Raw genomic sequence first — 21,921 nt, 5'->3', positions numbered from 1 at the left:
CTGCCGCCGAGAGCTGTGAGGGAGCGGGATGTCGGACCAGGTGGCGAACGTGTACGAGGTGACGATCGACGAGACCGTCACCCGGGGCGGCCGCGACTACCAGCGAGTGCTCGCTCGTACGCCTTGGTTCGAGGGACCGACCGATCTCGCCTCGGTCTTCCGGCAGGCTTTGGGGTCGCGGTTGGAGTCAGGAGCCGGGACGGCGTTCGTCACCGAGAAGGTGGCGATCGTGGCGGCGGGTGCGACCGTCGACGCGTCGACGGTGAAGGTCGGCCGGATCGCGAAGGTCGCGGCGAAGTTCGTTCGCCCGCTGGGCGACGACGTCTCCCAGAACGTGCCAACCCGCTGGCAGTTCGTCGCGAACCGGATCGGCATGCCCCGCTTCCTGTTCGCCTGCGTGGCCGCTGGCGTGACGCGTCCGTTCGGCGTGCGCGGAACGTTCTACAAGATCGCCGGCCCCGAGGCACGCGACCTGGACGGGATGCACGGCCGCTACGCCCAGACCCTGCTGCCACGGTTGGCGGAGACGCAGGCCTTGGAGCTCGTGACCGAGCTGGAGTCCCAGCTCGGCACGCCGGTCGCGATCGTGGACGTCAACGACCGCAGCGGCAGCATCCGTGCCGTCTCCCGCGGCGGGTTGCCCGCCGCCGAGCTCCTGTCGGTGCTGTCGGACAACCCGATGGGCCAGCGCTACCAGAGCACCCCCGTGGGCTGGATCCGCCCGCTGTCGTGACGCCGGGCTGGCCGATCCTGCCGCGGCCGGCTCGGCGGTAGAGGTCGAGCCGCTCACGACCGTCGAGGGGTACCGGGCCTGGGCGCCGACGTACGACGCGCCGGGCAACCAGATGATCGACGTGGAACAGCCGGTGGTGCAGGAGATTCTCGGTGCGCTGCCGGCACGCGTCCTTCCTCGCCTCGGCCGGGCATCGGCTATGCATCAGGTGGCTGGGGTCGACTCGTCGCCGGAGATGCTCGAGGCAGTGCGGTCGCGGTCGCCGGCGCGTTTGCTCTTCCCTGACGAGCGATTCGACTCGGTCGTCTGCGCGTTGACCTTGGCGCAGGCGGTATTTCTGGAGTGCACCTGACCTCGTATGACCTGGCGGCACTCCCGCGGGATTCGCAGGTCCGGCGATGCGAGGGTCCTTGCGCGCCCGCTGTGCGAGCCGCTGCCGTGGCCGCGCGGGTTGCCGTATGGCGAGACGGTGAGCAGGGCGATCGCGGGGACGCCGGTTGTGGTGGTGTGGGAGTTCGAGCTGCTCTAGCCTCGATCTTTCATCTGGCGGTGGGTTCGCCCGGTCCGCGCTGGGCCCAACGATCATGTTTACATGATCATTGGCCGCTTTACGTGGGGTGGACGCCAGGTAAGGGGGCAGCTGGCCGGGTAAGGCGACCACGACGCTTCACCTACGGAGTGCCATCCCGCTCGGATCGCTTGAGACGTCGCACGCCCAGTCTCCCCAGCAGGACAGGCACTTCTGTCCTTCACAGGCCAGTTTCGCCCACCAACATCTGAGATCCCGAGGCTAGGCCGTGTCTGTCAAAGATCGCCTGGCGCGCGACACCCCACATCCCGCCTGGCCGCGGTGCACCTCGTCACCCATATAACCAATATGAATTCCTCCTGCACCACGCCCAGCCGGGCGCGGGGCGCCGCGCGCCATCGCGCTACGCGCGATGACCGGCGCTATTTGCCAGACACGACCTAACTGAACACGATCCGGTCGAATGTGGTCAGCGTCATGCCGACGTTCACGTCGAGCTCGTCTCCCACGGCCGGCACGGCGATGTTGCTGGGGACGAAGATCATGCTGACCTGCTGATGAGGCGGCTCGGCGAACCAGCGTCGGCGGCCGGCGATCGTGTATGGCGACAGGGCGCGGCCGGCGGCTTCGAGGCCGCTGGCGGCGAGGACCTTCGCGCGGGTGCGCAGGTCGGCGACGTGGCTGGGGGCTTCGAGCGCGATGCCGTTCGCCGTGCCGCCGGCCACGACGACGATCGATCCGTCGCCGGGCACGCGGCGCTGGCGGTAGCCGAAGCGATCGCCGCGCTTGACCGGGTGCACGTCGAGGACGTGGGCCTGCGCGCGGTACAGCTGGTCCTTCTTCAGCCACAGCGCGGTGCCGATGCGCGGCCGGATCGTCAGCTCGGGGTGCTTGGCAGACAGCGAGGCGAGCTCGGCGCTCGTCACATGCGAGACGAACAGCCGTTCCAACGGCAGTCCGGCGGCGCGCAGAAGCCCGATCCACCGCTCGACCTCCGCGCCGTGCGCACCCGCGGTGGTCAACGGCAGGTGCAACGCCCAACCGAGCGAATCCACACCATCGAGCAGCGGAGCGATCTGGTCGAGCTCCGCGGCGGGAATCCCGTGCCGGCGCATCGACGTGAGCAGCTCGATGATCACCCGCGGCTTCGGCCCAGTGGGCTCGGCGAGCGCCTCGAGGTCCGCCAAACGGCTGGCGGTGTGGATCACCGGATGCTTGTCCGCGATCTCGACGAACGGCCGCCACGGCGAGAGCACGAGGATCTCGCCGTCGAAGACCTCGGCCGCCGCGGGCACCTCCTCGTACGTGCCGACCGCGATCAGGTCCGCACCCAACGCCTGCGCCTCGGCCGCGAGCCGCGCGTTGCCGAACCCGTACCCGTTCCCCTTACACACAGGCACGATCCCCGGGAACGACGCGACGACCGAACGCTGATGCGCGCGCCACCTGTCGCCGTCGACGTACAACGTGAGCGGCACGGTCAGCCTCCCCGGCGGCGCATGTACAGGTCGAACGCGCCGTACAGCAGCTTCGAGATCGGCAGGTCCCACTCGCCGACGTACTCGATCGCCTCGCCGCCGGTGCCGAGCTTGAACTGGATCAGCCCCACGTGCGGGTCGGAATCGTCAAGCGTGTCGGTGATTCCGCGCAGGTCGTAGACGTCCGCGCCGTGCTCGAGCGCGTCGCTGATCATCCGCCACTGGATCGCGTTGGAGCCGCGGACGTCGCGCTTGGCGGTCGAGGAGGCGCCGTAGGAGTACCAGACGTGCCCGTTGACCTTCACCCACGTCGTCGCGGCGACCAGATCGCCTTCGTGGTAAGCGAGATAGAGGTGGATGCGGTCCGGATCCTCGGCGAGCAGCGAACGGAGCATCAGCTGGAAGTACGCGAGCGGGCGCGGCGTGAAGTGGTCGCGGCGCGCGGTCTCGACGTACAGCGCGTGGAACGCCGGCAGATCCTCGGGCGTGCCCTGGCGGACCTCGACACCAGACTTCGCGGCCTTCTTGATGTTGCGCCGCCAGAGCTGGTTCATGCCGGCGAGAATGTCGGCCTCGTCGCGATTCTTCAACGGGAGCTGGAAGACGTACCGCGGCTGGCCCGCCGCGAACCCGCCGGCTCGTTCCGCCGGCGCGCGCCAGCCGAGCGTACGCAGCTGCTCGACGACCTCCTGGCCGGTCTTGCCCTCCTCGGTCGGAGGGACGTCGCCGAGCCGCGTCGTGTCGCCGGTCGCCAGCGCCGCCTTGATCACCGGCGTCGACCAGCGCCGCGTGACGACAGGCGGGCCCATCCGGATGCCGAACGCGCCCTGCTTCGTGGCGTGCTCGGCGAGCGGGGTCAGCCAGCGGCCGAGATCAGGGTCGGACCAGTCGATCGCAGGGCCTTCCGGGAGGTACGCGAGCGAGCGGCGCATCTTGGGCAGCCGCCGGTACAGCACCAGCCCCGCACCGAGCAGTTCGTCAGCGTTCGCCTCGTCGAACCACCCCACCGACTCCGCGCGCCACTCCCGCTTGACCTCACCCCACGCAGGCGTCTGGAGGAAGCTGGCGGGCGAAGTCGCGAGAAACGCGAGATGCTCGTCGGCGGTAATCGTTCTGACCCGGAGTGCCACGCCCGCGAGGCTACCCGCACACGTGGATCAAGGCAGATCGGGTCTAGCCCCGGGAGGGACCATGGAGCCGGCGAAAGCCCGCACGGCGGGCTTCGAGAAGCGTGCCGCGACGTACGACCGGGATGCGTGGCATGTCCGCTATGCCGAGCGACTCGTCGAGGTCGCCGGCCTCGAGCCGGGGATGCGCGTACTCGACGCTGCCACCGGCACCGGGCACGCTGCCTTCGCGGCGGCTCGCGTCGTCGGGGACGCCGGGCGGATCGTCGGCGTCGACCTCTCTCCCGCGATGCTCACCCGAGCTCGAGCGGCGGGCGTGCCGAACGTCGAGTTCGTCGAGTCCGATACCAGCTCGCTCCCGGCGCTCGCCGACGGGTCGTTCGACCGCGTCCTGTGCTCGGCGGGGCTGCTCTATCTCCCCGTCGACACCGCCCTGCGCGAGTGGCACCGACTCCTGGCGCCGGCCGGAGTCGTCGCGTTCTCCACGATGCGGAGGGGTCACCCGTTCGCCGCTCGGCTGTTCCGAGACCTCGGACGTACGTACGGACTCGCGCTCCCTGATCCCGCCGAGCGACTGGGCACGGTCGAGCGCTGCGCCGACGCGCTGAGCGAGGCGGGCTTCGAGCCGCTCGAGCCCGTCGTCGAGACCGTCCGCTTCGATGCCTACGACCTCACCAGGGCCTGGGACGTGCACGTCGACGGCCCCCACCGGGACGCCATGGCGAGCCTCACCGACGCTCAGCGCACCACGTTCCAGCGCGACTACGGCAACGCGCTTGCCGACCACCTGGCCGGCAACGAAGCAGAGGTCCTCGACGCCGGTGTCATCTACGCACGCGGCACGCGTTAGAGCTGCTCCCGCAGCCAGGCCACGTCGGCGGTCTGGCCGGCGTTCTCGGCCGGCGTCTCCACGATCACCGGTGCGCCAGCCGCGCGGATCACCGCGATCAGGTCGGCGGGGTCGATCTCGCCCTTGCCGAGGTTCTGATGCCGGTCGCGCCCGGAGTCGAACGGGTCCATCGAGTCGTTCGCGTGCACCAGATCGATCCGCCCGGTGATCGCCTTCACCCGATCGACGACCGAGGCCAGCTCCTCGCCACCGGCGTGGAAGTGGCAGGTGTCCAGGCAGAACCCGATCGAGTCCCCACCCGAAGCCGCACCGATCGCGTCCCACAACCGCGCGATCCGATCCAGATGCCGCGCCATCGCGTGGTCGCCGCCCGCGGTGTTCTCGATCAGCACCAGCAGCTTCTGGTCGAGCTGGTCCACGGCCTTGCGCCAGTTGTCGAAACCCGTGTCGAGCTCGTCGTCGCCACCCACGTGCCCACCGTGCACGATCAAGGCGCGAGCGCCGATCGAAGCGGCACCGTTGACGTGCTGCTGCAACAGCTTGCGGGACGGGATGCGGATCTTGTTGTTCGTCGTCGCCACGTTGATGAGGTACGGCGCGTGCACGTACAGCCCTACCCCCGCCGCCGACGCGTCGGCCTTGAGCCCGTCCGCCCCACCCGCGTAGGCGAACTTCGGCCCCTTGTACCCCTGCGGATCGCCAAGGAAGAACTGCACGATGTCAGCGGATCGCTCCCGCGCCGCGGCGAGCGGATCTTCCTGGTCGACGTGTGCACCGAGGAGAAGGCTGGTCATGCCGGCGACTCTACGTCCCCGCACCGACAAGCAGTCACACACCCGGAGTAGCAATATGTGGGCCTTCGTGCACGAATTGTGATCTTTCCCCGGCGTTGCACGACAGCGAATCGGGACACACCGGGCAGAATCTGCATGGTGACCGCCAGAGAGCAGCTGCACCATCTCGTCGACCGGCTCGACGACGACCAAGCGGTGCGCGCCCTTGCCTTGCTAGAGCCGTTGGCCGAACTCGAGCTCGTTGTCGCCGGAGCCCGACGTTCCACTACTTCCCTGTACGACAGTCATTCCAGTCACGAGTTACTCAGCCACGAGTCGATGCTGGCTCACGAGGGCACCGACACGCTCCAGGTCACGCGCTGCAGCGGCCGTCATCGCCGCTGGTAACCGCAGCCCCAAACCGCTCCATCCACAAGGCGCCCACGGAGATCCGTGGGCGCCTGGTAATCTTGCGGCTGGCTTGGTCGAGCACTGGTGGTGTGAGCATCGTGTCGCCAAGCCTGAGTAACACAGAGCATCACTGAGCACGAATCCATCCGTACGCCCTCCTGTCACGCCGCAACGGCGTGGCCGCCGAGTCCATAGGAGGTGGACTTAACCCATGCGTCGGTACGAAGTCATGGTGATCCTCGACGCCGAGCTCGAGGAGCGCACCGTCGCCCCATCCCTGGACCAGTACCTCACTGTCGTCCGTCAGGGTGGCGGCGCGGTCGAGAAGGTCGATGTCTGGGGCCGTCGTCGGCTCGCTTACGACATCGCCAAGAAGTCCGAGGGGATCTACGCCATCGTCGACCTGACGTGCGAGCCCTCGGTCGTCCAGGAGCTGGACCGTCAGCTCAACCTGAACGAGTCGGTGCTGCGGACGAAGGTCATCCGCCCCGACGTCCGCTAGTACGACCGGAGCCCGTTCATGGCAGGCGACACAGTCATCACCCTCGTCGGCAACCTCGTCGACGACCCCGAGCTGCGCTTCACCCCTTCGGGGGCGGCCGTCGCGAACTTCCGGCTCGCGTCGACTCCGCGCACGTACGACCGTCAGTCCGGTGAGTGGAAGGACGGCGACACGCTGTTCCTCACTTGCAACGTCTGGCGCCAGGCGGCGGAGAACGTCGCCGAGTCGCTGCAGCGCGGCATGCGGGTGGTCGTTCAGGGCCGCCTCAAGCAGCGCTCGTACGAGACCCGCGAGGGCGAGAAGCGCACCGTGTTCGAAGTCGAGGTCGACGAGGTCGGCCCGAGCCTGCGCAGTGCGACCGCGAAGGTCACCAAGACCCAGCGTTCGCAGGGCGGGTACGGCGGCGGCGGGGACGACCCGTGGCAGACGCCCGCACCCCGGCAGCAGCAGTCCGCTCCGCAAGGCGGCGGGCAGCAGGACCCGTGGGGACAGCAGGCGCCCGCGCAGGACGAGCCCCCGTTCTAGCGTCGCGGTTCGGCTCGGCTAAGCAGCGAAGCCCGATCCACGCGACACGTGCGCGGCGCGGCGTAGCGAAACTTGCGAGCCGAGGCCGCGACCGTTCAATACAGCCACAGTAAGAAGTGACCATTCCCGCGCGAGCGGGGCTCTGAAAGGAGCACCACGATGGCCAAGCCACCGATTCGCAAGCCCAAGAAGAAGGTCTGCGTGTTCTGCAAGGAGAAGATCTCCTATGTGGACTACAAGGACACGACCCTGCTGCGGAAGTTCATCTCCGACCGCGGCAAGATCCGTGCCCGGCGCGTGACCGGTAACTGCACTCAGCACCAGCGGGACGTCGCCGTCGCGATCAAGAACGCGCGCGAGGTGGCCCTGCTGCCCTACACGAGCACCGCTCGCTAAGGGGGAGGACGAACATGAAGCTCATCCTCACCCAGGAAGTCGGCGGTCTCGGCGGACCGGGCGAAGTGGTCGAGGTCAAGGACGGCTACGGCCGTAACTACCTCGTGCCGCGTGGCTTCGCGATCCGTTGGACCAAGGGCGGCGAGAAGCAGGTCGCCTCGATCCGCAAGGCCCGCGACGTTCGGGAGATCCGTGACCTCGGCTACGCCAAGGAGGTCAAGGGTCAGCTCGAGTCGCTGAAGGTCAAGCTGCCGGCGCGTTCCGGCGAGTCCGGCCGGCTGTTCGGCTCGATCACCGTCACCGACATCGTCGACGCGGTGAAGAAGTCCGGCGGCCCGGACATCGACAAGCGGCGCATCGAGGTCGGTAACCCGATCAAGACGCTCGGCTCCCACCAGGTGTCGATCCGGCTCCACCCGGAGCTGTCGGCGACGCTGTCCGTCGAGGTCGTCTCAGCCTAAGTACGGTACGCAGAAGGGCTCGCTGGCTTACGCCGGCGGGCCCTTTCGCTTGTACAGCAGCACGAAACCGGCGAGCAGCGCGCCGATCAGCACGAAGCCGAGCACGGGCACGAGCACGGACGTCGCCGCCGGCGCGCGCGGCGCGAGCCCGACCACGACGAACGCGAGGACCGCGGTCGCCCCGATCATCGCGGCGGCGCGGAGCAGCCACCGCCCGAACACCGGCCACGGCACCACCGCGTCGTACGGCACCTGCGCGGCCAGCGCACAGGCGACGTGGTGCAGGTAGAGCGTTCCGGCGAGCAACGTCAACCCGCCGAACGTCACCGGCCGCGACAGCCCGACCGTGTACACGAACCAGCCGAGCACCGCGGCCAGCTCGAGGATCAGCACGTACCGCGACGCCGGGAACACCACGGCAGCCGCGGCGGCCACCGCCATCGCGGCCCAGCCGAGCCCAGACGACAGCTCGTCGAACACCCCGACCCACAACGCGCCCAGGCCGGCGACCAGCACGACGAGCCGGACGACCAGCGAGCTCGGCGTCACCCGCAACCACTGCGTGACCGAGGTCGTCAGCGCGTCCCAGTACCGCGCCACCTGCCGACCCACCAACGTGCTCATCGGGTAGCCGCCACTCGCGAGACGTCCCGCAGCACGTGGTCGAGACTCCCGGCGCCGGCCCACGTCACGGTCGGTACGCCGTGCTCGAGCAGCTGCCCGATCGTGTTCTGCCGTTCCATCCGCCACAGCCGGTACGCCGCGTCCGACCACCGCCCCGACATCGCCGGCCGCGCGTCCTCCGGCAGCGTGTCCACCGCGACGATCGACCGCCCGCCGCGCACCTGACGCGCCAACATGTCCACGCTCCGCGCATCCAGCAACGGCGTGAGCACGACGAGCAGCGCCGACGGCGGGATCCGGAACCGCCCGAACCCGCCCTCTGCCGGACCGTACGAACGCTCGCCCGACGTCGTCGCGAGCAACCACTCGAGCGTCGCCAGGTAGTGCCGGCGACCACTGCCCGGCCGCATCGCCCGGCCGCGGCCGCCGTACTCGATCACCATCAGCCGGTCGCCGCTGCCGAGATAGTGCTCGGCGATCCCGGCCGCCGCGCGCACCGTCGTGTCGAGCACACTCGCCGAGCCGTCGATGCCACCGGACGTGCCCGCCTCGTGCAGCACGTCCACCACCAACACCAGCTCGGCGTCCCGGTCCGAGAGCGTGTGGACGACGTGCAACTCCCTTGTGCGCAAGGACGTTCGCCAGTCGATGCGGCGCAACCGGTCGCCGGAGGAGAACCGGCGGATGCCGGCGAGCTCGCCGCCGTCGCCGTACCGGCGCGAACGGTGGCCGCCCACCAGCCCGGCCGCCTTCGGCATCGCGTCGTCGGCCTCGAACGGCGTAGTCCGCGGGAACACGTCCAACGACAGCGACTGCGACAGCATCGAGTCGCTCGCGACCAGGCCGTCGATGCCGATCGCGCGCACCTCGAACGGCCCGAACTGATGCCAGCCCCACCGTTCTGCCTTGCCCACCAGGACGAGCGTCGCCTCCTCCTCGGCGCCGACGCCGATGCCGACGGTCCGGTCGTGGTCGGTGAGCCCCAGCCACTCCGAGCCGGCGGGCTTGGCCAGCGCGAGGTCGTACGGCGCCGGGTCCTCGTTCGTCACCGTGACCTCGACCGTCACGTCCGCACCCTCGACCAGCCGCTCGCCGGTCCTCGCCACCCGGACGGTGAACGGACTCGACGGCCGCCGCAGCAGCGCCCAGGCCGTGCCGAGCACGAACGGCGCCGCGAGCACGGCGAAGTCAGCGCGCCCGCCCAGCACCGCGAGCCCGAGCAGCAGCGCGGCCACGACCACCGCGCGCCGAAGCGCGCGCGTCGGATGCCACATCAGGGCGTCTGGTAGCTCGGCAGCGCGCCGCTCGCCGGGACCGGCACGGGAGCGATCGCCTCGCGGACGACGTCGCCCGGCTCGACCCGTTGCAGCCACACCTCCGGCCGCAACGTGATCCGGTGCGCGAGCGCGGGAACGGCGACGTCCTTCACGTCCTCGGGTACGACGAAGTCGCGCCCGGCGAGCGCCGCCTTCGCCCGTGCCAGCAGCATCAGCGCCAATGAGCCGCGCGGCGAGGCGCCGACGAGAACGCGGCCCTCGTTGCGGGTCGCCGCGACGAGCTGAACGATGTAGCGGCCGATCGACTCCTCGACCACGACGTCCTCCAGCGCCTGCTGCATCGCGAGCAGGGTCGGCGCGTCCACGACTGCCGGGATCTCGGCCTCCTCCCGCTTGCGCGCCATCCGCCGGCGGAGAACGTCCAGCTCCTCGTCGGCCTCGGGGTAGCCGAACGAGACGCGGAGCAGGAAGCGGTCGAGCTGCGCCTCGGGAAGCGGGTAGGTCCCCTCGTACTCGATCGGGTTGGCGGTCGCGAGCACGTGGAAGGGCGCGGTGAGCTCGTACGTCGTGCCCTCGACCGAGACCTGTTTCTCCTGCATGGCTTCGAGAAGCGCGGCCTGGGTCTTCGGCGGCGTGCGGTTGATCTCGTCGGCGAGCAGCAGGTTGGTGAAGACGGGGCCGCGGCGGAACGTGAAGTCGTGGCTGCGCTGGTCGTACAGCAGGCTGCCGGTGACGTCGGCGGGCAGCAGGTCGGGCGTGAACTGGATCCGCCGGAACTCCACGCCGAGGGCCTGGGCGAACGTCCGCGCGGTGAGCGTCTTGCCGAGACCGGGCAGGTCCTCCAGCAGGATGTGCCCGCCGGCGAGGATGCCGGCGAGGACGAGCTCGAGCGAGTCGCGCTTTCCGACGATGACCTCGCCGACTGCGTTGAGGACGCGTTCGGCCAGCTGGCCCACCTCGGTTGTTGTCAACGCGGGGTTGCCCACAGCTTCTCCATCTCGTCGAGGACATTGTCGATCTCGGCTCTGGTGAGGGTGCGTTCGCGTTCCCAGAGATCGGCGAGAACGGGACCGATCACGGCGCGCGCTCGCTCGGGGTCCTTCGTACGGTCGATCCGGTGCGCGAGCCGGAGCCGTTCGTCCATCAGGCGGACGAGCTCGGGCCGTACGGTCTTGGCGAACAGCGCGGGCTCCTCGCGGGCGCCGTCGAGGAGGTACTCCCAGCGCCGCGCGCCGGCGAACGGGCGGTCCGGCAGCAGCCCGAGGATCGGCGGGTCGGAGTCCTCGCGGATCAACAGCGCTTGCTTCATGGGCGATCGCAGCCCCAGCAGGACCGCGCGACTGCCGACCACGGCCAAGACCAACGCGAGCAGCAGGACGAACGGGATCTTGACGCGGAACAACGCCGACGTCAGCACCCACAGCCCACCCGCGATGGCGACCGCGACCAACCCGGTCTTGAGCAGCTGCGACCTCACGAGACTCCCGCCAGCTCCGACCGTACCTGCCGCAGCGTGGCCAGCGCTTCGGCGCGCATGTCCTCCGACACCTCGGCCGGCGCGTACCTCGCTCGTCGATACAGCGCGGCGAGCCGTTCGAGGACCGCGCCGCTCACGTCGACGGCCACCAGCATGTGGGCGACCAGCTCGGCCGGGGTGTCGCCGGGCGCCCGCGCGGCGCCGGCCTTGGCGGCGAGCCGTTCCAGCCGTACCCAGCACGCGATCACCGCGCGCCGCGGATCGCCCTCGTCGGAGTCGAGCTCGTCGATGCCCTCCTGGATCGCGGAGTCGACCTCGTCGGGCTGGACCTCCCTCGCGGGTGCCGCCTTCACGGTGACGGGCGTGTGGCGTACGACGATCCGGCCGCGCTGGGCCTGGAGCAGGCGGCGTAGCAGGCGGACCAGGAACCAGATGACGAGTGCGGCGATGACGGCCGCGAGGACGATGACCGCGACGAGCAGGATCGTGCCGAGCGTCGAGCCGCCCTGGCCGCGTCCGCCGAGCCCGGGCCCGCTCGGGCCGAACGTCGGCGCCGGCGGGGGAGAGGGCGGCAGGAACGAGCCCTTCGGCAGGGGCAGACGGGTGACCTGGCCGCTGGTCAGCGCCGCGACCACGATGATGGCCGCCAGCAGTGCAACGACCCCGGCGATCATCCCGGCCCTGCGCACCATCTGGCCATCGTAGGGCCGCCACACAAGTGTCGGCGGCGCCGTTGCTTTCTCGGCCCCCGGTGCAGCGACGGCGCGCCTACCCCGAACCGCTACCTGGCGCGCCGCACGCGCCGTCGGTGCCACCCGCCGAGAAGGCGACGGCTTCTGCCGCCGACCGGTGCGGCCAATGGACACAGCCCTACTATCGGCTTGTGGCATTCCGTGGCTGGCCAGCCGAGGCGCTTGAGTTCTACGAGGGTCTCGAGGCCGACAACACCAAGGCGTACTGGACCGCGAACAAGCCGGTGTACGACGAGCAGGTGCACGCTCCGATGGTGGAGCTGCTCGCCGACCTGGAGAAGGAGTTCGGCGCGGGGAAGATCTTCCGCCCGTACCGCGACGTGCGGTTCAGCAAGGACAAGACGCCGTACAAGACGAACATCGGCGCGACCGTCGAGCACGGCGGCTACATCCAGCTGTCCGCCTCCGGCCTCGGCGCGGGCAGCGGCATGTACCGGATGGCGCCGGACCAGCTGACCCGCTTCCGTGAGGCGGTGGACGAGGAGATCAAGGGCACGGAGCTGGAACGCCTCATCGCCACCGCGGCGCGAGCGAAGATCGACATCACCGGGTACGACAAGCTGAAGTCGGCGCCGAAGGGCTACTCCAGAGACCACCCGCGCATCGAGCTGCTGCGCTGGAAGGGCCTCATCGCCTGGAAGGAGTGGCCGGTCGCCGCCTGGCTCGGCACCGCGGCGGCGAAGAAGCGGCTGGTCGAGTTCTTCCACGCGACCGACCCGCTGAACGCCTGGCTCGCCAACCACGTCGGCGACTCCGAGCTGCCGGACTACTGAGCGGGCTTGCCGAACCAGCGCTCGAGGTGGTCGGTCAGGTCCTGCTGGTCGTCGCCGATCCAGGCGACGTGGCCGTCGGGGCGGAGCAGGACGCACGCAGCGTCCAGTGCCGCGGTGGGATCGGCGAGGTAGTCGACCCGGTCTGCCCAGCCGCCTACAGCCAGGCGTTCGGTGCGATCCAGCAGCAGGCCGCGGCCTCGATGCAACTGGTCGTAGAGGTGGCCCTGTTTCAGGTCGAGGTCGGGTAGGCGGCGGCCGAGCAGGTCGGGGCCCGCGCCGAAGTCGTACCGGATGCCGATCGCGGTGATCTTCTCGATCAGTAGGCGGTTCACCTCGTCGAAGTCCATCAGTTCGGTGAGCAGCCTGCGTACGGCCTGCGGGCCAGGCTCGGGGGACAGCAGCTCCAGCTGGGCGCGGGTGTTGTCGAGCACGTCCGCGGCGACCGGATGACGTTCGGCCTGGTAGGTGTCCAGCAGCGTTTCGGGCGCCCAGCCGCGGATCTCGGCGGCAAGTTTCCAGCCAAGGTTGAAGGCGTCCTGTACGCCCAGGTTGAGGCCCTGCCCGCCGATGGGCGGATGGATGTGTGCCGCATCGCCGGCCAGCAGTACCCGCCCGACCCGATAGCGCTCGGCCAGCCGGGTGGCATCGCCGAAGCGGGACAACCAGCGCGGGGAGTGCACGCCGAAGTCGGTTCCGGCGATGGCGCGCAGCTGTCGTTGGAAGTCCTCGAGGGTTGGCGGCTCCGTGCGATCGCTGACCCCCGCGGCGGGGACGACGACGCGATAGACCCCTTCGCCGAAGTGCATGAAGCTGAAAGTCTTGGCGGTCTCCTGGATTTCGGCCACCTTGGCGGCGACCTCCTCCTGCGGCACACCCACTTGCAGCTCGCCCATCAGCGTGTCGTTCCGCGAGGGTTCGCCGGGGAAGCCGACGCCGAGAAGTTTGCGCACCGTACTGCGCGCGCCGTCACAGCCGACGAGATAACGCGTCCGCAGCCGTTCGCCGTTGGCCAGCTCGACGGTCACACCCTCGTCGTCCTGCTCGAAGCCGGCCACCGCGGCATCGCGCCGGATCTGCGCACCCTGCGCGATCGCATGGTCCTCCAGCAACTGAACGATGACCGGCTGCTGCATGCCCAGCAGATAGGCGTGCGCGGTGTCCAGGCCCTCGGGTGCGGGCTTGCTGATGGCGGCGAAGAATCCGGCGGCCGGACGCTGTCTTCCCTGTGCGCGAAGACGATCCAGCAGTCCGCGCATGGCCATCAGCTCGAGACTGCGAATGTGCAGACCGACGATGCGGACGAACGACGCGGGCTCGGTTTCCTTGTCCAGAACGAGAACCCGCACGTCGTGCAGCCGGAGCTCGGTGGCCAGCATCGCGCCAGTCGGCCCACAGCCGGCAATGATGACGTCGAACCTGAACGGCTCGGCGTTGCGTTGCGAAGAGTCCATGGGTGTTGTGTTGCCTTTCGGGAGTGCCTGGGTGGAGTGGCACTCCCGGCGACACCTACGTCAGTCGCCCAACCATGACGGGAAGAGGGAGCACCCACATCGCTACTGCGTTCATGGGTTTCACCTCCTTGGGCGTCGTCACGGTCGGCTGCAAGCTACAAGCCGGTCGATGATCCCGTCCAATCCTTTCCGGGCTCAGCAGGCCTTGACCCAGGAGCACTCGACGTCGGCCGGACCGGTCGAACGCTTCAGCGCCGGCACGCGCACCGAGGGCGGGGCGGTGCGGGAGAAGTTCGCCAGCCGGATCGCGATCTGGTCCTCGATCCCCTTCGCCGGCAGGCTCGCGTCGAAGTAGTTGAGGATGATCGAGAACGTCAGGCGCTCGCCGTCCTTGCTGGTCACGTACCCGCCGAGCGCCGTCACGCGGGTCAGCGAGCCGGTCTTGGCATGCACGTTCCCCGCGGCCTCCGTGTTGCACATCCGGGACCGCAGCGTGCCGCCCTCGAAGCGCGGGTTCTTGCACGCGATCGGCATCGACGCGTACCAGGTGTCGAACCAGGGCTGGGACTCCGCGCCGCGCAGCAGGTTCGTCACCTGCACCGGCGTGAGGAAGTCCTGCCGCGACAGACCCGAGCCGTCGACGATCCGGATCGTGCCCATGTTCACGCCCAGGCCCTCCAGCGCGGTGGTCATCGCCGCGAGACCGGCGTCCCACGAGCCCTCGCCGGAGACCTTGCGGCCCATCTCCTTCACCAGTACCTCGGCGTGCCCGTTGTTGGAGAGCTTCATGAACGGGACCAACAGCTCCCCAACCGTCATCGACTCGTGCCGCGCCAGCTCGCCGGCACCCGCGGGCGTCGCGGCGTACGTCGTGCCGCCCAGCACCTTCACGCCGTGCCGGGTGAGCGCGCGCCGGAACACGTCCGCCGCGTACCCCGTCGGCTCCCACACCGTCGCCCACTCCTGGTCGACCGATGCTCCGAGCGCGATCGAGCCCGTCACCTCGATGACGTTCGTGCCGTGCTGCCGCTCGACCGACATGCTGGTCGAGCCGCTCGCCTTCGTCGTCGCCTTGTTGACGAGCTTCACGTAGCTCGTCTCCGGAACGACCTTGAGCTGAGCCGGCGCGCCGACCGTGGCGCCGGGCCGCGTCTCGACGATCACGGTGCCCGCGTCGTAGTCGGTGTTCGGCGAGACGGTCAGCGCCGAGATCTGCATGTTGTAGTAGTACGGCTCGTCGTCCCAGCCCCAGGAGTTGCCGAGCCGGACCGCGTCGTACCAGGTGTCGTCGGCGACGAGATTGCCGCGGACCAGCTTGACGCCGGAAGCGGCGACCTTCGCGGCGAGGTCGTCGTAGTCCTTCGCGAGCAGCGTCGGGTCGCCCTGGCCGCGCAGATAGAGGTCGCCACGCAGCACCGAACCGCGGACCGACGCGGTCGAGAGCACGCTCGTCGGGAAGCGGTGGTCCGCGCCGAGCACCTCGAGTGCCGCGGTGGAGCTGAAGAGCTTGGCGTTCGAGGCGGGCAGCAGCCGTTCGGACGCTTCCTTCTCGTAGAGCACGCCGCCGTCCGCGCCGCGTACCAGCACCGACGCGTGCGCCTCGGGGACGCCGGGCTGGGACAGGATCGTGTTGAGGTCCTGCACCAGCGTGTCGACCGGGGTCGCCGCCTTCGGTGCGTCGAGCAGCTGCGGCAACGCGACGGACCCGCTCAGCAGGACGGCTGAGCTTCCGGCGACCAGAAGCTGGCGGAACGTACGACGCATGATGGTGCTCCCCTCGACGAAGGCTGCGGAGAATGCTGCCACCGATGGACGGGAAATGGCAGGTTTCCTTCGTCCTCAGTTGGTGAGCTGTGAGGCTCGGCCGAACGTAACCGGGCCAAGACACTACGCTTCGTGATCATCGCCACATCGGGAACGGAAACCGGTCAAAGGTGCGTCACTATGACGCCTGCGGCCACGACCGGCCGCGCGCCTTAGGAGGGAAAGGGCACCTATGACCATCACGGGGACGCGTAAGCGTGTGTTCGCCGGCCTGGCGGCCGCCGCGACCGCAGGCGCTGTCATGTTCGCTCCGATCGCGAGTGCCGCGACCACCACCGGCACGGCTGTGCCGGCGAACCAGTGGACGAACGGCCCGGCCGCGATCGCCATGGCCGACTCGCCCGCGGCGTACAACACCTGGCTGAAGCCCGGTCAGCTGCTCAAGTCCGGCAACTACGTCCGTTCGGCGAACGGCTACTACCGACTGCTCATGCAGCCCGACGGCAACCTCGTCGAGTACGTGAAGTCGGGCAAGAAGTGGGTCGCCAAGTGGTCGACGCAGACCCACGGCCAGAACGGCGCGTACGCGGCGATGCAGAAGGACGGCAACTTCGTCGTCTACAAGGGCAAGAAGGCCGTCTGGAGCACGCGCATCCAGAACTACAAGATCAAGGGCCTGGCCCTCCAGAACGACAGCAACCTCGTCACGTACTCGACGACGAACAAGCCGCTCTGGCACCGTTGGATCACGATCTCCACGCCGAACACGAGCGCCAAGATCTACAAGGGCTACTCGGTCGTCTCGGCCAACCGCGTGTTCAAGCTGATCATGCAGAGCGACGGCAACCTCGTTCTGTACAAGGGCAAGAAGGCCCTGTGGGGCAGCAAGTCGCGGGTCAAGGACTCGTACGCGGTGATGCAGGCCGACGGGAACTTCGTGGTCTACCGGAAGACGACCGCCACCTGGCACTCCAAGACCGGCGGCAACCGGGGCGCGTTCCTGTCCGTCCAGAACGACGGCAACGTCGTGATCTACAAGGGCAAGACGCCGATCTGGTCGACCGGTACGCGCGGCTGACCTCTTCTTCGACGATGCGGCGCCCCGCTCTGGGGCGCCGCTTCTGTCTTTTGGGTCAAGGCCGGCTGAGGGCTCCGGTCACCAGCCAGGTGCTGCTTCTGGCGCGGAGGCTGAGGGTGGTGAGGCGGGCGAGCTGGTACACGGCGTACGCCCACCAGAGCGCGACCAGGCCGGCGTCGGTGGCCCAGACGAGGGCGGCGAACGGGATGAACGCGATCACGTTCAGCACGCCGGTCCACGCGAGGTAGCGCCCATCGCCGGCGCCGATGAGCACGCCGTCGAGCACGAACACGACGCCGGCGACCGGCTGGAGGGCTGCGACGACGAGGATCGCCGCGCTGATGAGCGTGCGGACGTTCGGGTCCTCGGTGAACAGCGGGACGTAGAGCGGTCTCGCCACCGCGAGGAGGATGCCGGTGAGCACGCCGGCGGCGATGCCCCACTCGATCATGCGCCTGGTGGCCGCCCTCGTTCCCTCGACGTCGCCGGCGCCGAGGTACCGCCCGACGATGGCCTGCCCGGCGATCGCGACGGCATCGAGGGCGAGCGCGAGGGCGTTCCAGATCGTGAAGACGACCTGATGCGCGGCCAGCGGCGCGTCCCCGAACGACGTCGCCACGACGGTGGCGAGGAGGATGCCGACCCTGAGCGCGGCGGTGCGGACGATCAGCGGGACGCCCGCGCCGGCGGCGGACTTGATGCCGGCCCAGTCCGGTCTGACGTGCGCGCCATGCTTCTTGGCGCCCCTCAGCACGACGACGATCAGCGCCGCGGCGCCCGCGTACTGGGCGATGACCGTCCCCCACGCGCTCCCGGCGATGCCCCAGTGCAGGCCGTAGACGAGCGCGAGGTTGAGCACGATGTTCGCGAGGTAGGAGCCGACCGCGACGACGAGCGGAGTCTTCGTGTCCTGCAGGCCGCGGAGCACGCCCGTCCCAGCAAAGACCGCCAGCATCGCCGGCGTCCCCAGCGCAGCGATGCGCAGATAGATCGTCGCCTGCTCAGCTACGGCGTCGGAGGGGTTGAAGAGCTGCACCAGCGGCTCAGCGAAGATCGCCCCGGCTGCCGCGAGCGCTATGCCGACGCCCAGTGCGAGCCAGATCCCGTCGATCCCGTACTGGATCGCCTTCTTCGTGTCACCCGCGCCCAGCTGCCGCGCCACCGCCGCCGTGGTGGCGTACGCGAGGAAGATGCAAAGACTGACCCCCGTCTGCAATACCGTCCCCGCCAACCCGAGCCCCGCGAGCTGCGGCGTGCCCAGGTGGCCGACGACCGCGGAGTCGGTGAGCAGGAACATCGGCTCGGCCACCAACGCGAAGAACGCGGGTACGGCGAGCCGCCAAATCTCCTTGTCATGCGGATCCCGCAACCGCCGTGTCAGGGTCACTAGCCCATTGTGCCCCTTAACCCTCAGCGCGGCCCATCAGTTCCGAACTCGGCCAACCATGCCCGAGCAGCGCTGGCGAGAGGATCGCCGAAGGTCGTGGGGGCCCGCCATTTGCTTGATCCGACTGACAAACGTCAGGCAAAAGTGCGCTCTGCTGCGGCTCGTCCCTCCGCGATGGCGGCAAGCGTCTCGTCAACGCTGGAGGCGATGTGGACTCCTGCGCGGCGGGTGAGGGATTTGGCCCAGGCGGCTGAGCGCAGGACGAGGGTCGTCAGGATCAGCGGGCGGCTTTGGTCCAAGGCGTGGCGGGCCAACGTTCGGGTGCTGCTGGACTCGCCCGCCTCGGCGATCACGCAGGCGTCGGCGTAGCCGCACAGTACGGCGTTGCGGGTTACGAAGTTGTGTTCGCGCGGCGGGGTGTCTGGCCAGAACTGCGAGAGCAACAGTCCGCGGCGGGCGATTTCGGATTGGAGGTCGCGGTTGCTCGGCGGGTAGCAGCGGCCCACGCCGGTGCCCAGCACGGCGACTGTACGGCCGCCCGAGGCCAGGGCTGCGGCGTGCGCTGCGGTGTCGATGCCCGCCGCCAGGCCGGACACCACTGTCACGCCCAGGCCCACCAACGCCGTCGCAAGATCGGCGGCGAAGGACAGGCCCAACGAAGACGCATGTCGCGCACCCACGACGGCCACCGCGTGGTCGTCGGGCCGGACGATCCCGCGCGTGAACAGCACCGGCGGCAGCGACGGGACGTCGCGCAGCCGGTCCGGGTAGCTGTCGTCGAGCACCGTGTGCACCCCGAGACCCGCACACCGCCACGCTGCGAGGTCGCGGGCCGCCGCGGAGAGGTCGCCCGCAGAGTACGGGCGCGCCCGCTGCGACGCGATCAGCGCGACACGCTCCCCGTCGAAGCCGGAGGCGCCGACCCCCAAGCCCACACCCCGGCTCAGAACGGCCCGGGAGTACCGAGACCGACCGTGGCTCGCGTGAACGGGGATTGTGCGCACTTCGTTCCTCCGAGCTACCCCTGCGCCATGTCGACGAACCGCTGGTAGTGACCTTGGAACGCGACGGTGATGTTGGCGGTGGGGCCGTTACGGTGTTTGGCGACGATGAAGTCGGCCTCGCCAGGCCGGGTGGACTCCCGTTCGTACGCGTCTTCACGGTGCAGCAGGATCACCATGTCGGCGTCCTGCTCGATCGATCCGGACTCACGCAGGTCGGACAGCATCGGGCGCTTGTCCGTACGTTGCTCCGGACCACGGTTGAGCTGCGAGAGCGCCACGATCGGCACCTCGAGCTCCTTGGCCAACAGCTTCAGGTTTCGGGAGAACTCGGCGACCTCGACCTGCCTGCTCTCGACCCGTTTTCCGGAGGTCATCAACTGCAGGTAGTCGAGAATGATGAGCCGCAGCTCGTTGCGCTGCCGAAGCCGCCGTGCCTTCGCCCGGATCTCCATCAGCGTCATGTTCGGCGAGTCGTCGATGTACAGCGGCGCGCTCGACACCTCACCCATCCGGCGCGCGAGCCGGGCCCAGTCGTCGTCGCTCATCGTGCCCTGCCGCATGTGCCCGAGCGGCACCCGCGCCTCGGCCGACAGCAGGCGCATCGTGATCTCGGTGCGGTTCATCTCCAGCGAGAAGATCACCGAGGCGAGACCGTTCGCGATCGACGCCGCGCGGGCAAAGTTCAGCGCCAGGATCGACTTGCCGACACCGGGACGGGCGGCGACGATGATCAGCTGCCCGGGGTGCAGGCCGTTGGTCAGCCCGTCGAGGTCGGTGAACCCGGTCGGTACGCCGACCATCTGTCCGCCGCGCGAACCGATCGCCTCGATCTCGTCCAACGTCGGCTCGAGGATCGCCGACAGCGGCGCGTAGTCCTCGGTGCCGCGCTTGTCGGCGACCTGGTACACCTCGGCCTGCGCGCGGTCGACGATGTCCTCGACCTCGCCGTCGCCGGCATAGCCGAGCTGGGTGATCTTGGTGCCGGCGTCGACCAGCCGGCGCAGGATCCCCTTCTCCCGCACGATCGCCGCGTAGTAGCCGGCGTTGGCGGCCGATGGCACCGAGGCGATCAGCGTGTGAACGTACGGCGCACCGCCCACGCGGTTGAGCTCGCCCTTGCGCTGCAACTCGGCCGCGACCGTGACGGCGTCGGCCGGCTCGCCGCGGCCGTAGAGGTCGAGCACGACGTCGTACACGGTCTCGTGCGCCGGCCGGTAGAAGTCCGGTCCGCGCAGCACCTCGACGACGTCGGCGATCGCGTCCTTCGACAGCAACATGCTGCCGAGGACACACTGCTCCGCGGCGAGGTCTTGCGGAGGCAGCCGGTCGGGTGGGCCCTCGACCGGGTGCAACCCCGGAAACTCGGCAACGCTCACCGCTTGCGGACCCCCTGCCCTACCTCTGGCGACTGCTTGACCCGTGACGAACGCATGTTCGATTTTCTACCGTACGGGACCGACAAGTCGATTCCGTACGGCTGCGCGCGGACCTGCCTAGCTCGCCCCCGGGTAGCGCTGACCGTACGCGGCCGGGAGGGCTGGGAGAAGCTCGCCATGCACAGGGCCTGTGGGCGAGTTGTCGATCACTGGGGACAACCGTGCGCAACGGTGTGCACAGCCTGGGGACCGGCCTGTGGATGAACGCCAGATTCTGTGGTGATCACGCCTCTTTCCTGCGGTTTCAGCGTCCACGGCCTGTGGACGAAAAGTCTTGGACGGTGAATCTTGGTAGCTTCCCCGCACCGACGACTGAAGGGGAGGCAGATGGGTACGTACGTTCAGCTCGGCCCGGTGCGAACGTGGTACGACGAGCACGGCTCGGGCGAGCCGCTGGTGCTGCTGCACGGCGGCATGGTGGACGCGCGCTGGTTCGAACCGAACCTCGGCCCGCTGGCCGAGCGCTTCCACGTCTACACCCCGGATCTTCGCGGGCACGGCCACACGCCGGACCCCGAGGGCCCATACACGTTCCAGGCGATGACCGACGACGCGATCGCGTTCCTCGAGACGGTGATCGGCCGGCCAGCGCACCTGCTCGGGCACAGCGTGGGCGCGTTCGTGCTCATGCAGGTCGCGATGCAGCGGCCCGATCTGGTCGATCGGCTGGTCCTGATCAGCGGCGGGTTCAGCAAGGACGGCGACGCGGTGCAGGGCGGGGACGACGACTGGGACATCGACGCGATGCAACAGTTCCTCGGCCCGGCGTACGCCGAGGTCTCACCCGACGGCGCGGACCACTTCCGCGTGCTCGCGGCGAAGATCGGCGACCTGAGCAAGCGCGAGCCGTACCTCGAGGCCTCCGAGCTCGGCGCGATCCAGGCGCGGACGCTGGTGATGTTCGCCGACGACGACCTGTCGACGCTGAAGCACGTGGCCGACATGTACGACGCGATCCCGAACGCCGAGCTGGCGATCGTTCCTGGCACGTCGCACTTCCTGACCCAGGAGAAGCCGGAGCTCGTGAACAGGATCGTGCTCGACTTCCTCACCCAGGACCCCGTCCCCACCGTCGCCCCGATCCGGCGCGCGCCGGCTCAGCAGAGTTAGAGG

The 21,921-nt window shown here is 69.2% G+C and carries 25 protein-coding genes; 12 read left to right on the top strand and 13 right to left on the bottom strand.

Annotated elements, in window-relative coordinates:
- Positions 1-28 precede the first annotated feature (28 nt).
- The 3 genes from JOD67_RS04915 (at position 29) to JOD67_RS04905 (ending at position 1,262) form a co-directional block, all read left to right on the top strand.
- Positions 29-733 (top strand): hypothetical protein, encoded by a 705-nt coding sequence (locus JOD67_RS04915; RefSeq protein ID WP_205115659.1) that lies wholly within the window; start codon positions 29-31, stop codon positions 731-733.
- 112 nt (positions 734-845) lie between these two features.
- Positions 846-1,085, top strand: coding sequence for a methyltransferase domain-containing protein (locus JOD67_RS04910; protein ID WP_205115658.1), 240 nt, complete (start codon positions 846-848; stop codon positions 1,083-1,085).
- A gap of 6 nt (positions 1,086-1,091) precedes the next feature.
- Positions 1,092-1,262: a hypothetical protein gene (locus tag JOD67_RS04905; RefSeq protein WP_205115657.1), complete on the top strand. Its 171-nt coding sequence runs from the start codon at positions 1,092-1,094 to the stop codon at positions 1,260-1,262.
- 440 nt (positions 1,263-1,702) lie between these two features.
- On the opposite strand, the gene JOD67_RS04900 is transcribed toward JOD67_RS04905, so the two are convergent.
- Both JOD67_RS04900 and JOD67_RS04895 read right to left on the bottom strand, forming a co-directional pair.
- On the bottom strand, positions 1,703-2,740 hold the full coding sequence (locus JOD67_RS04900; protein ID WP_205115655.1) for an alanine racemase: 1,038 nt from the start codon (positions 2,738-2,740) through the stop codon (positions 1,703-1,705).
- A 2-nt stretch (positions 2,741-2,742) separates the two neighbouring features.
- Positions 2,743-3,870 (bottom strand): lipid II:glycine glycyltransferase FemX, encoded by a 1,128-nt coding sequence (locus JOD67_RS04895; protein ID WP_205115653.1) that lies wholly within the window; start codon positions 3,868-3,870, stop codon positions 2,743-2,745.
- A 61-nt stretch (positions 3,871-3,931) separates the two neighbouring features.
- Here JOD67_RS04895 and JOD67_RS04890 point away from each other — a divergent pair, with 61 nt between their 5' ends.
- The gene (locus tag JOD67_RS04890; RefSeq protein ID WP_205115645.1) at positions 3,932-4,717 is read left to right on the top strand and encodes a class I SAM-dependent methyltransferase; all 786 of its coding nucleotides are present in this window, start codon (positions 3,932-3,934) and stop codon (positions 4,715-4,717) included.
- On the opposite strand, the gene JOD67_RS04885 is transcribed toward JOD67_RS04890, so the two are convergent.
- Positions 4,714-5,511: a deoxyribonuclease IV gene (locus JOD67_RS04885; protein WP_205115643.1), complete on the bottom strand. Its 798-nt coding sequence runs from the start codon at positions 5,509-5,511 to the stop codon at positions 4,714-4,716. The two genes, JOD67_RS04890 and JOD67_RS04885, sit on opposite strands and share 4 nt — an antisense overlap.
- 138 nt (positions 5,512-5,649) lie before the next feature.
- On the opposite strand from JOD67_RS04885, the gene JOD67_RS04880 reads away from it, so the two are divergent.
- The 5 genes from JOD67_RS04880 to rplI all read left to right on the top strand — a co-directional run bounded on the left by JOD67_RS04880 (position 5,650) and on the right by rplI (position 7,785).
- On the top strand, positions 5,650-5,898 hold the full coding sequence (locus JOD67_RS04880; protein WP_205115641.1) for a hypothetical protein: 249 nt from the start codon (positions 5,650-5,652) through the stop codon (positions 5,896-5,898).
- A 214-nt stretch (positions 5,899-6,112) separates the two neighbouring features.
- Positions 6,113-6,403, top strand: coding sequence for a 30S ribosomal protein S6 (gene rpsF, locus JOD67_RS04875; RefSeq protein ID WP_205115640.1), 291 nt, complete (start codon positions 6,113-6,115; stop codon positions 6,401-6,403).
- Between the two features lie 18 nt (positions 6,404-6,421).
- Complete coding sequence (locus tag JOD67_RS04870) at positions 6,422-6,928, top strand: single-stranded DNA-binding protein (protein WP_205115638.1); 507 nt, start codon at positions 6,422-6,424, stop codon at positions 6,926-6,928.
- Positions 6,929-7,087: 159 nt separating this feature from the next.
- Complete coding sequence (gene rpsR, locus JOD67_RS04865) at positions 7,088-7,324, top strand: 30S ribosomal protein S18 (RefSeq protein WP_205115636.1); 237 nt, start codon at positions 7,088-7,090, stop codon at positions 7,322-7,324.
- Between the two features lie 14 nt (positions 7,325-7,338).
- A complete protein-coding gene (rplI, locus tag JOD67_RS04860; protein WP_205115629.1) occupies positions 7,339-7,785 on the top strand; it encodes a 50S ribosomal protein L9 in 447 nt (148 codons plus the stop codon).
- A 27-nt stretch (positions 7,786-7,812) separates the two neighbouring features.
- Here the strand turns inward: rplI and JOD67_RS04855 are convergent, their stop codons facing one another.
- The 5 genes from JOD67_RS04855 to JOD67_RS04835 are packed head-to-tail and all read right to left on the bottom strand — an operon-like array spanning position 7,813 to position 11,855.
- Positions 7,813-8,409: a hypothetical protein gene (locus JOD67_RS04855; RefSeq protein WP_205115627.1), complete on the bottom strand. Its 597-nt coding sequence runs from the start codon at positions 8,407-8,409 to the stop codon at positions 7,813-7,815.
- On the bottom strand, positions 8,406-9,683 hold the full coding sequence (locus JOD67_RS04850; protein WP_205115626.1) for a DUF58 domain-containing protein: 1,278 nt from the start codon (positions 9,681-9,683) through the stop codon (positions 8,406-8,408). Before JOD67_RS04850 ends, JOD67_RS04855 begins: the two co-directional genes overlap by 4 nt.
- Positions 9,683-10,672 (bottom strand): AAA family ATPase, encoded by a 990-nt coding sequence (locus tag JOD67_RS04845; RefSeq protein ID WP_205115625.1) that lies wholly within the window; start codon positions 10,670-10,672, stop codon positions 9,683-9,685. The genes JOD67_RS04850 and JOD67_RS04845 overlap by 1 nt, the downstream gene beginning before the upstream one ends.
- On the bottom strand, positions 10,654-11,163 hold the full coding sequence (locus tag JOD67_RS04840) for a hypothetical protein (RefSeq protein WP_205115624.1): 510 nt from the start codon (positions 11,161-11,163) through the stop codon (positions 10,654-10,656). The genes JOD67_RS04845 and JOD67_RS04840 overlap by 19 nt, the downstream gene beginning before the upstream one ends.
- A complete protein-coding gene (locus JOD67_RS04835) occupies positions 11,160-11,855 on the bottom strand; it encodes a DUF4129 domain-containing protein (RefSeq protein ID WP_205115623.1) in 696 nt (231 codons plus the stop codon). The genes JOD67_RS04840 and JOD67_RS04835 overlap by 4 nt, the downstream gene beginning before the upstream one ends.
- A gap of 191 nt (positions 11,856-12,046) precedes the next feature.
- Between JOD67_RS04835 and JOD67_RS04830 the strand changes: the two genes are divergently transcribed.
- Positions 12,047-12,688: a DUF2461 domain-containing protein gene (locus JOD67_RS04830; RefSeq protein ID WP_205115621.1), complete on the top strand. Its 642-nt coding sequence runs from the start codon at positions 12,047-12,049 to the stop codon at positions 12,686-12,688.
- Here the strand turns inward: JOD67_RS04830 and rox are convergent.
- Together rox and dacB are read right to left on the bottom strand one after the other, a co-directional pair.
- Positions 12,682-14,139, bottom strand: coding sequence for a rifampin monooxygenase (gene rox / locus JOD67_RS04825; RefSeq protein ID WP_205115619.1), 1,458 nt, complete (start codon positions 14,137-14,139; stop codon positions 12,682-12,684). The two genes, JOD67_RS04830 and rox, sit on opposite strands and share 7 nt — an antisense overlap.
- A 195-nt stretch (positions 14,140-14,334) precedes the next feature.
- Positions 14,335-15,903, bottom strand: coding sequence for a D-alanyl-D-alanine carboxypeptidase/D-alanyl-D-alanine endopeptidase (dacB, locus tag JOD67_RS04820; RefSeq protein WP_205115618.1), 1,569 nt, complete (start codon positions 15,901-15,903; stop codon positions 14,335-14,337).
- Between the two features lie 301 nt (positions 15,904-16,204).
- Here dacB and JOD67_RS04815 point away from each other — a divergent pair, with 301 nt between their 5' ends.
- Positions 16,205-16,981 (top strand): hypothetical protein, encoded by a 777-nt coding sequence (locus JOD67_RS04815; protein ID WP_205115615.1) that lies wholly within the window; start codon positions 16,205-16,207, stop codon positions 16,979-16,981.
- 55 nt (positions 16,982-17,036) lie between these two features.
- On the opposite strand, the gene JOD67_RS04810 is transcribed toward JOD67_RS04815, so the two are convergent.
- From JOD67_RS04810 to dnaB, 3 genes are all read right to left on the bottom strand, one after another.
- Positions 17,037-18,368: an MATE family efflux transporter gene (locus JOD67_RS04810; protein WP_307782278.1), complete on the bottom strand. Its 1,332-nt coding sequence runs from the start codon at positions 18,366-18,368 to the stop codon at positions 17,037-17,039.
- Positions 18,369-18,502: 134 nt separating this feature from the next.
- Positions 18,503-19,303 (bottom strand): DNA-processing protein DprA, encoded by an 801-nt coding sequence (locus JOD67_RS04805; protein ID WP_205115612.1) that lies wholly within the window; start codon positions 19,301-19,303, stop codon positions 18,503-18,505.
- An 83-nt stretch (positions 19,304-19,386) separates the two neighbouring features.
- The gene (gene dnaB / locus JOD67_RS04800) at positions 19,387-20,748 is read right to left on the bottom strand and encodes a replicative DNA helicase (protein WP_205115610.1); all 1,362 of its coding nucleotides are present in this window, start codon (positions 20,746-20,748) and stop codon (positions 19,387-19,389) included.
- A 387-nt stretch (positions 20,749-21,135) separates the two neighbouring features.
- Between dnaB and JOD67_RS04795 the strand changes: the two genes are divergently transcribed.
- A complete protein-coding gene (locus JOD67_RS04795; protein WP_205115609.1) occupies positions 21,136-21,918 on the top strand; it encodes an alpha/beta fold hydrolase in 783 nt (260 codons plus the stop codon).
- Positions 21,919-21,921 lie beyond the last annotated feature (3 nt).

Origin of the sequence: Tenggerimyces flavus (assembly GCF_016907715.1) — a bacterium.
Classification (GTDB): Bacteria; Actinomycetota; Actinomycetes; order Propionibacteriales; family Actinopolymorphaceae; genus Tenggerimyces; species Tenggerimyces flavus.
The sequence above is the reverse complement of the archived record's forward strand: the minus strand, read 5'-3'. Positions and strand labels throughout refer to the sequence as shown.

Bases quoted from the DNA above. Each gene is read 5' to 3' on its own strand.
- JOD67_RS04915 (WP_205115659.1), top strand. From the start codon at position 29: ATGTCGGACCAGGTGGCGAACGTGTACGAGGTGACGATCGACGAGACC.
- JOD67_RS04910 (WP_205115658.1), top strand. From the start codon at position 846: ATGATCGACGTGGAACAGCCGGTGGTGCAGGAGATTCTCGGTGCGCTG.
- JOD67_RS04905 (WP_205115657.1), top strand. From the start codon at position 1,092: ATGACCTGGCGGCACTCCCGCGGGATTCGCAGGTCCGGCGATGCGAGG.
- JOD67_RS04890 (WP_205115645.1), top strand. From the start codon at position 3,932: ATGGAGCCGGCGAAAGCCCGCACGGCGGGCTTCGAGAAGCGTGCCGCG.
- JOD67_RS04885 (WP_205115643.1), bottom strand. From the start codon at position 5,511: ATGACCAGCCTTCTCCTCGGTGCACACGTCGACCAGGAAGATCCGCTC.
- rpsF (WP_205115640.1), top strand. From the start codon at position 6,113: ATGCGTCGGTACGAAGTCATGGTGATCCTCGACGCCGAGCTCGAGGAG.
- JOD67_RS04870 (WP_205115638.1), top strand. From the start codon at position 6,422: ATGGCAGGCGACACAGTCATCACCCTCGTCGGCAACCTCGTCGACGAC.
- rpsR (WP_205115636.1), top strand. From the start codon at position 7,088: ATGGCCAAGCCACCGATTCGCAAGCCCAAGAAGAAGGTCTGCGTGTTC.
- rplI (WP_205115629.1), top strand. From the start codon at position 7,339: ATGAAGCTCATCCTCACCCAGGAAGTCGGCGGTCTCGGCGGACCGGGC.
- JOD67_RS04855 (WP_205115627.1), bottom strand. From the start codon at position 8,409: ATGAGCACGTTGGTGGGTCGGCAGGTGGCGCGGTACTGGGACGCGCTG.
- JOD67_RS04850 (WP_205115626.1), bottom strand. From the start codon at position 9,683: ATGTGGCATCCGACGCGCGCGCTTCGGCGCGCGGTGGTCGTGGCCGCG.
- JOD67_RS04835 (WP_205115623.1), bottom strand. From the start codon at position 11,855: ATGGTGCGCAGGGCCGGGATGATCGCCGGGGTCGTTGCACTGCTGGCG.
- rox (WP_205115619.1), bottom strand. From the start codon at position 14,139: ATGGACTCTTCGCAACGCAACGCCGAGCCGTTCAGGTTCGACGTCATC.
- dacB (WP_205115618.1), bottom strand. From the start codon at position 15,903: ATGCGTCGTACGTTCCGCCAGCTTCTGGTCGCCGGAAGCTCAGCCGTC.
- JOD67_RS04815 (WP_205115615.1), top strand. From the start codon at position 16,205: ATGTTCGCTCCGATCGCGAGTGCCGCGACCACCACCGGCACGGCTGTG.
- JOD67_RS04795 (WP_205115609.1), top strand. From the start codon at position 21,136: ATGGGTACGTACGTTCAGCTCGGCCCGGTGCGAACGTGGTACGACGAG.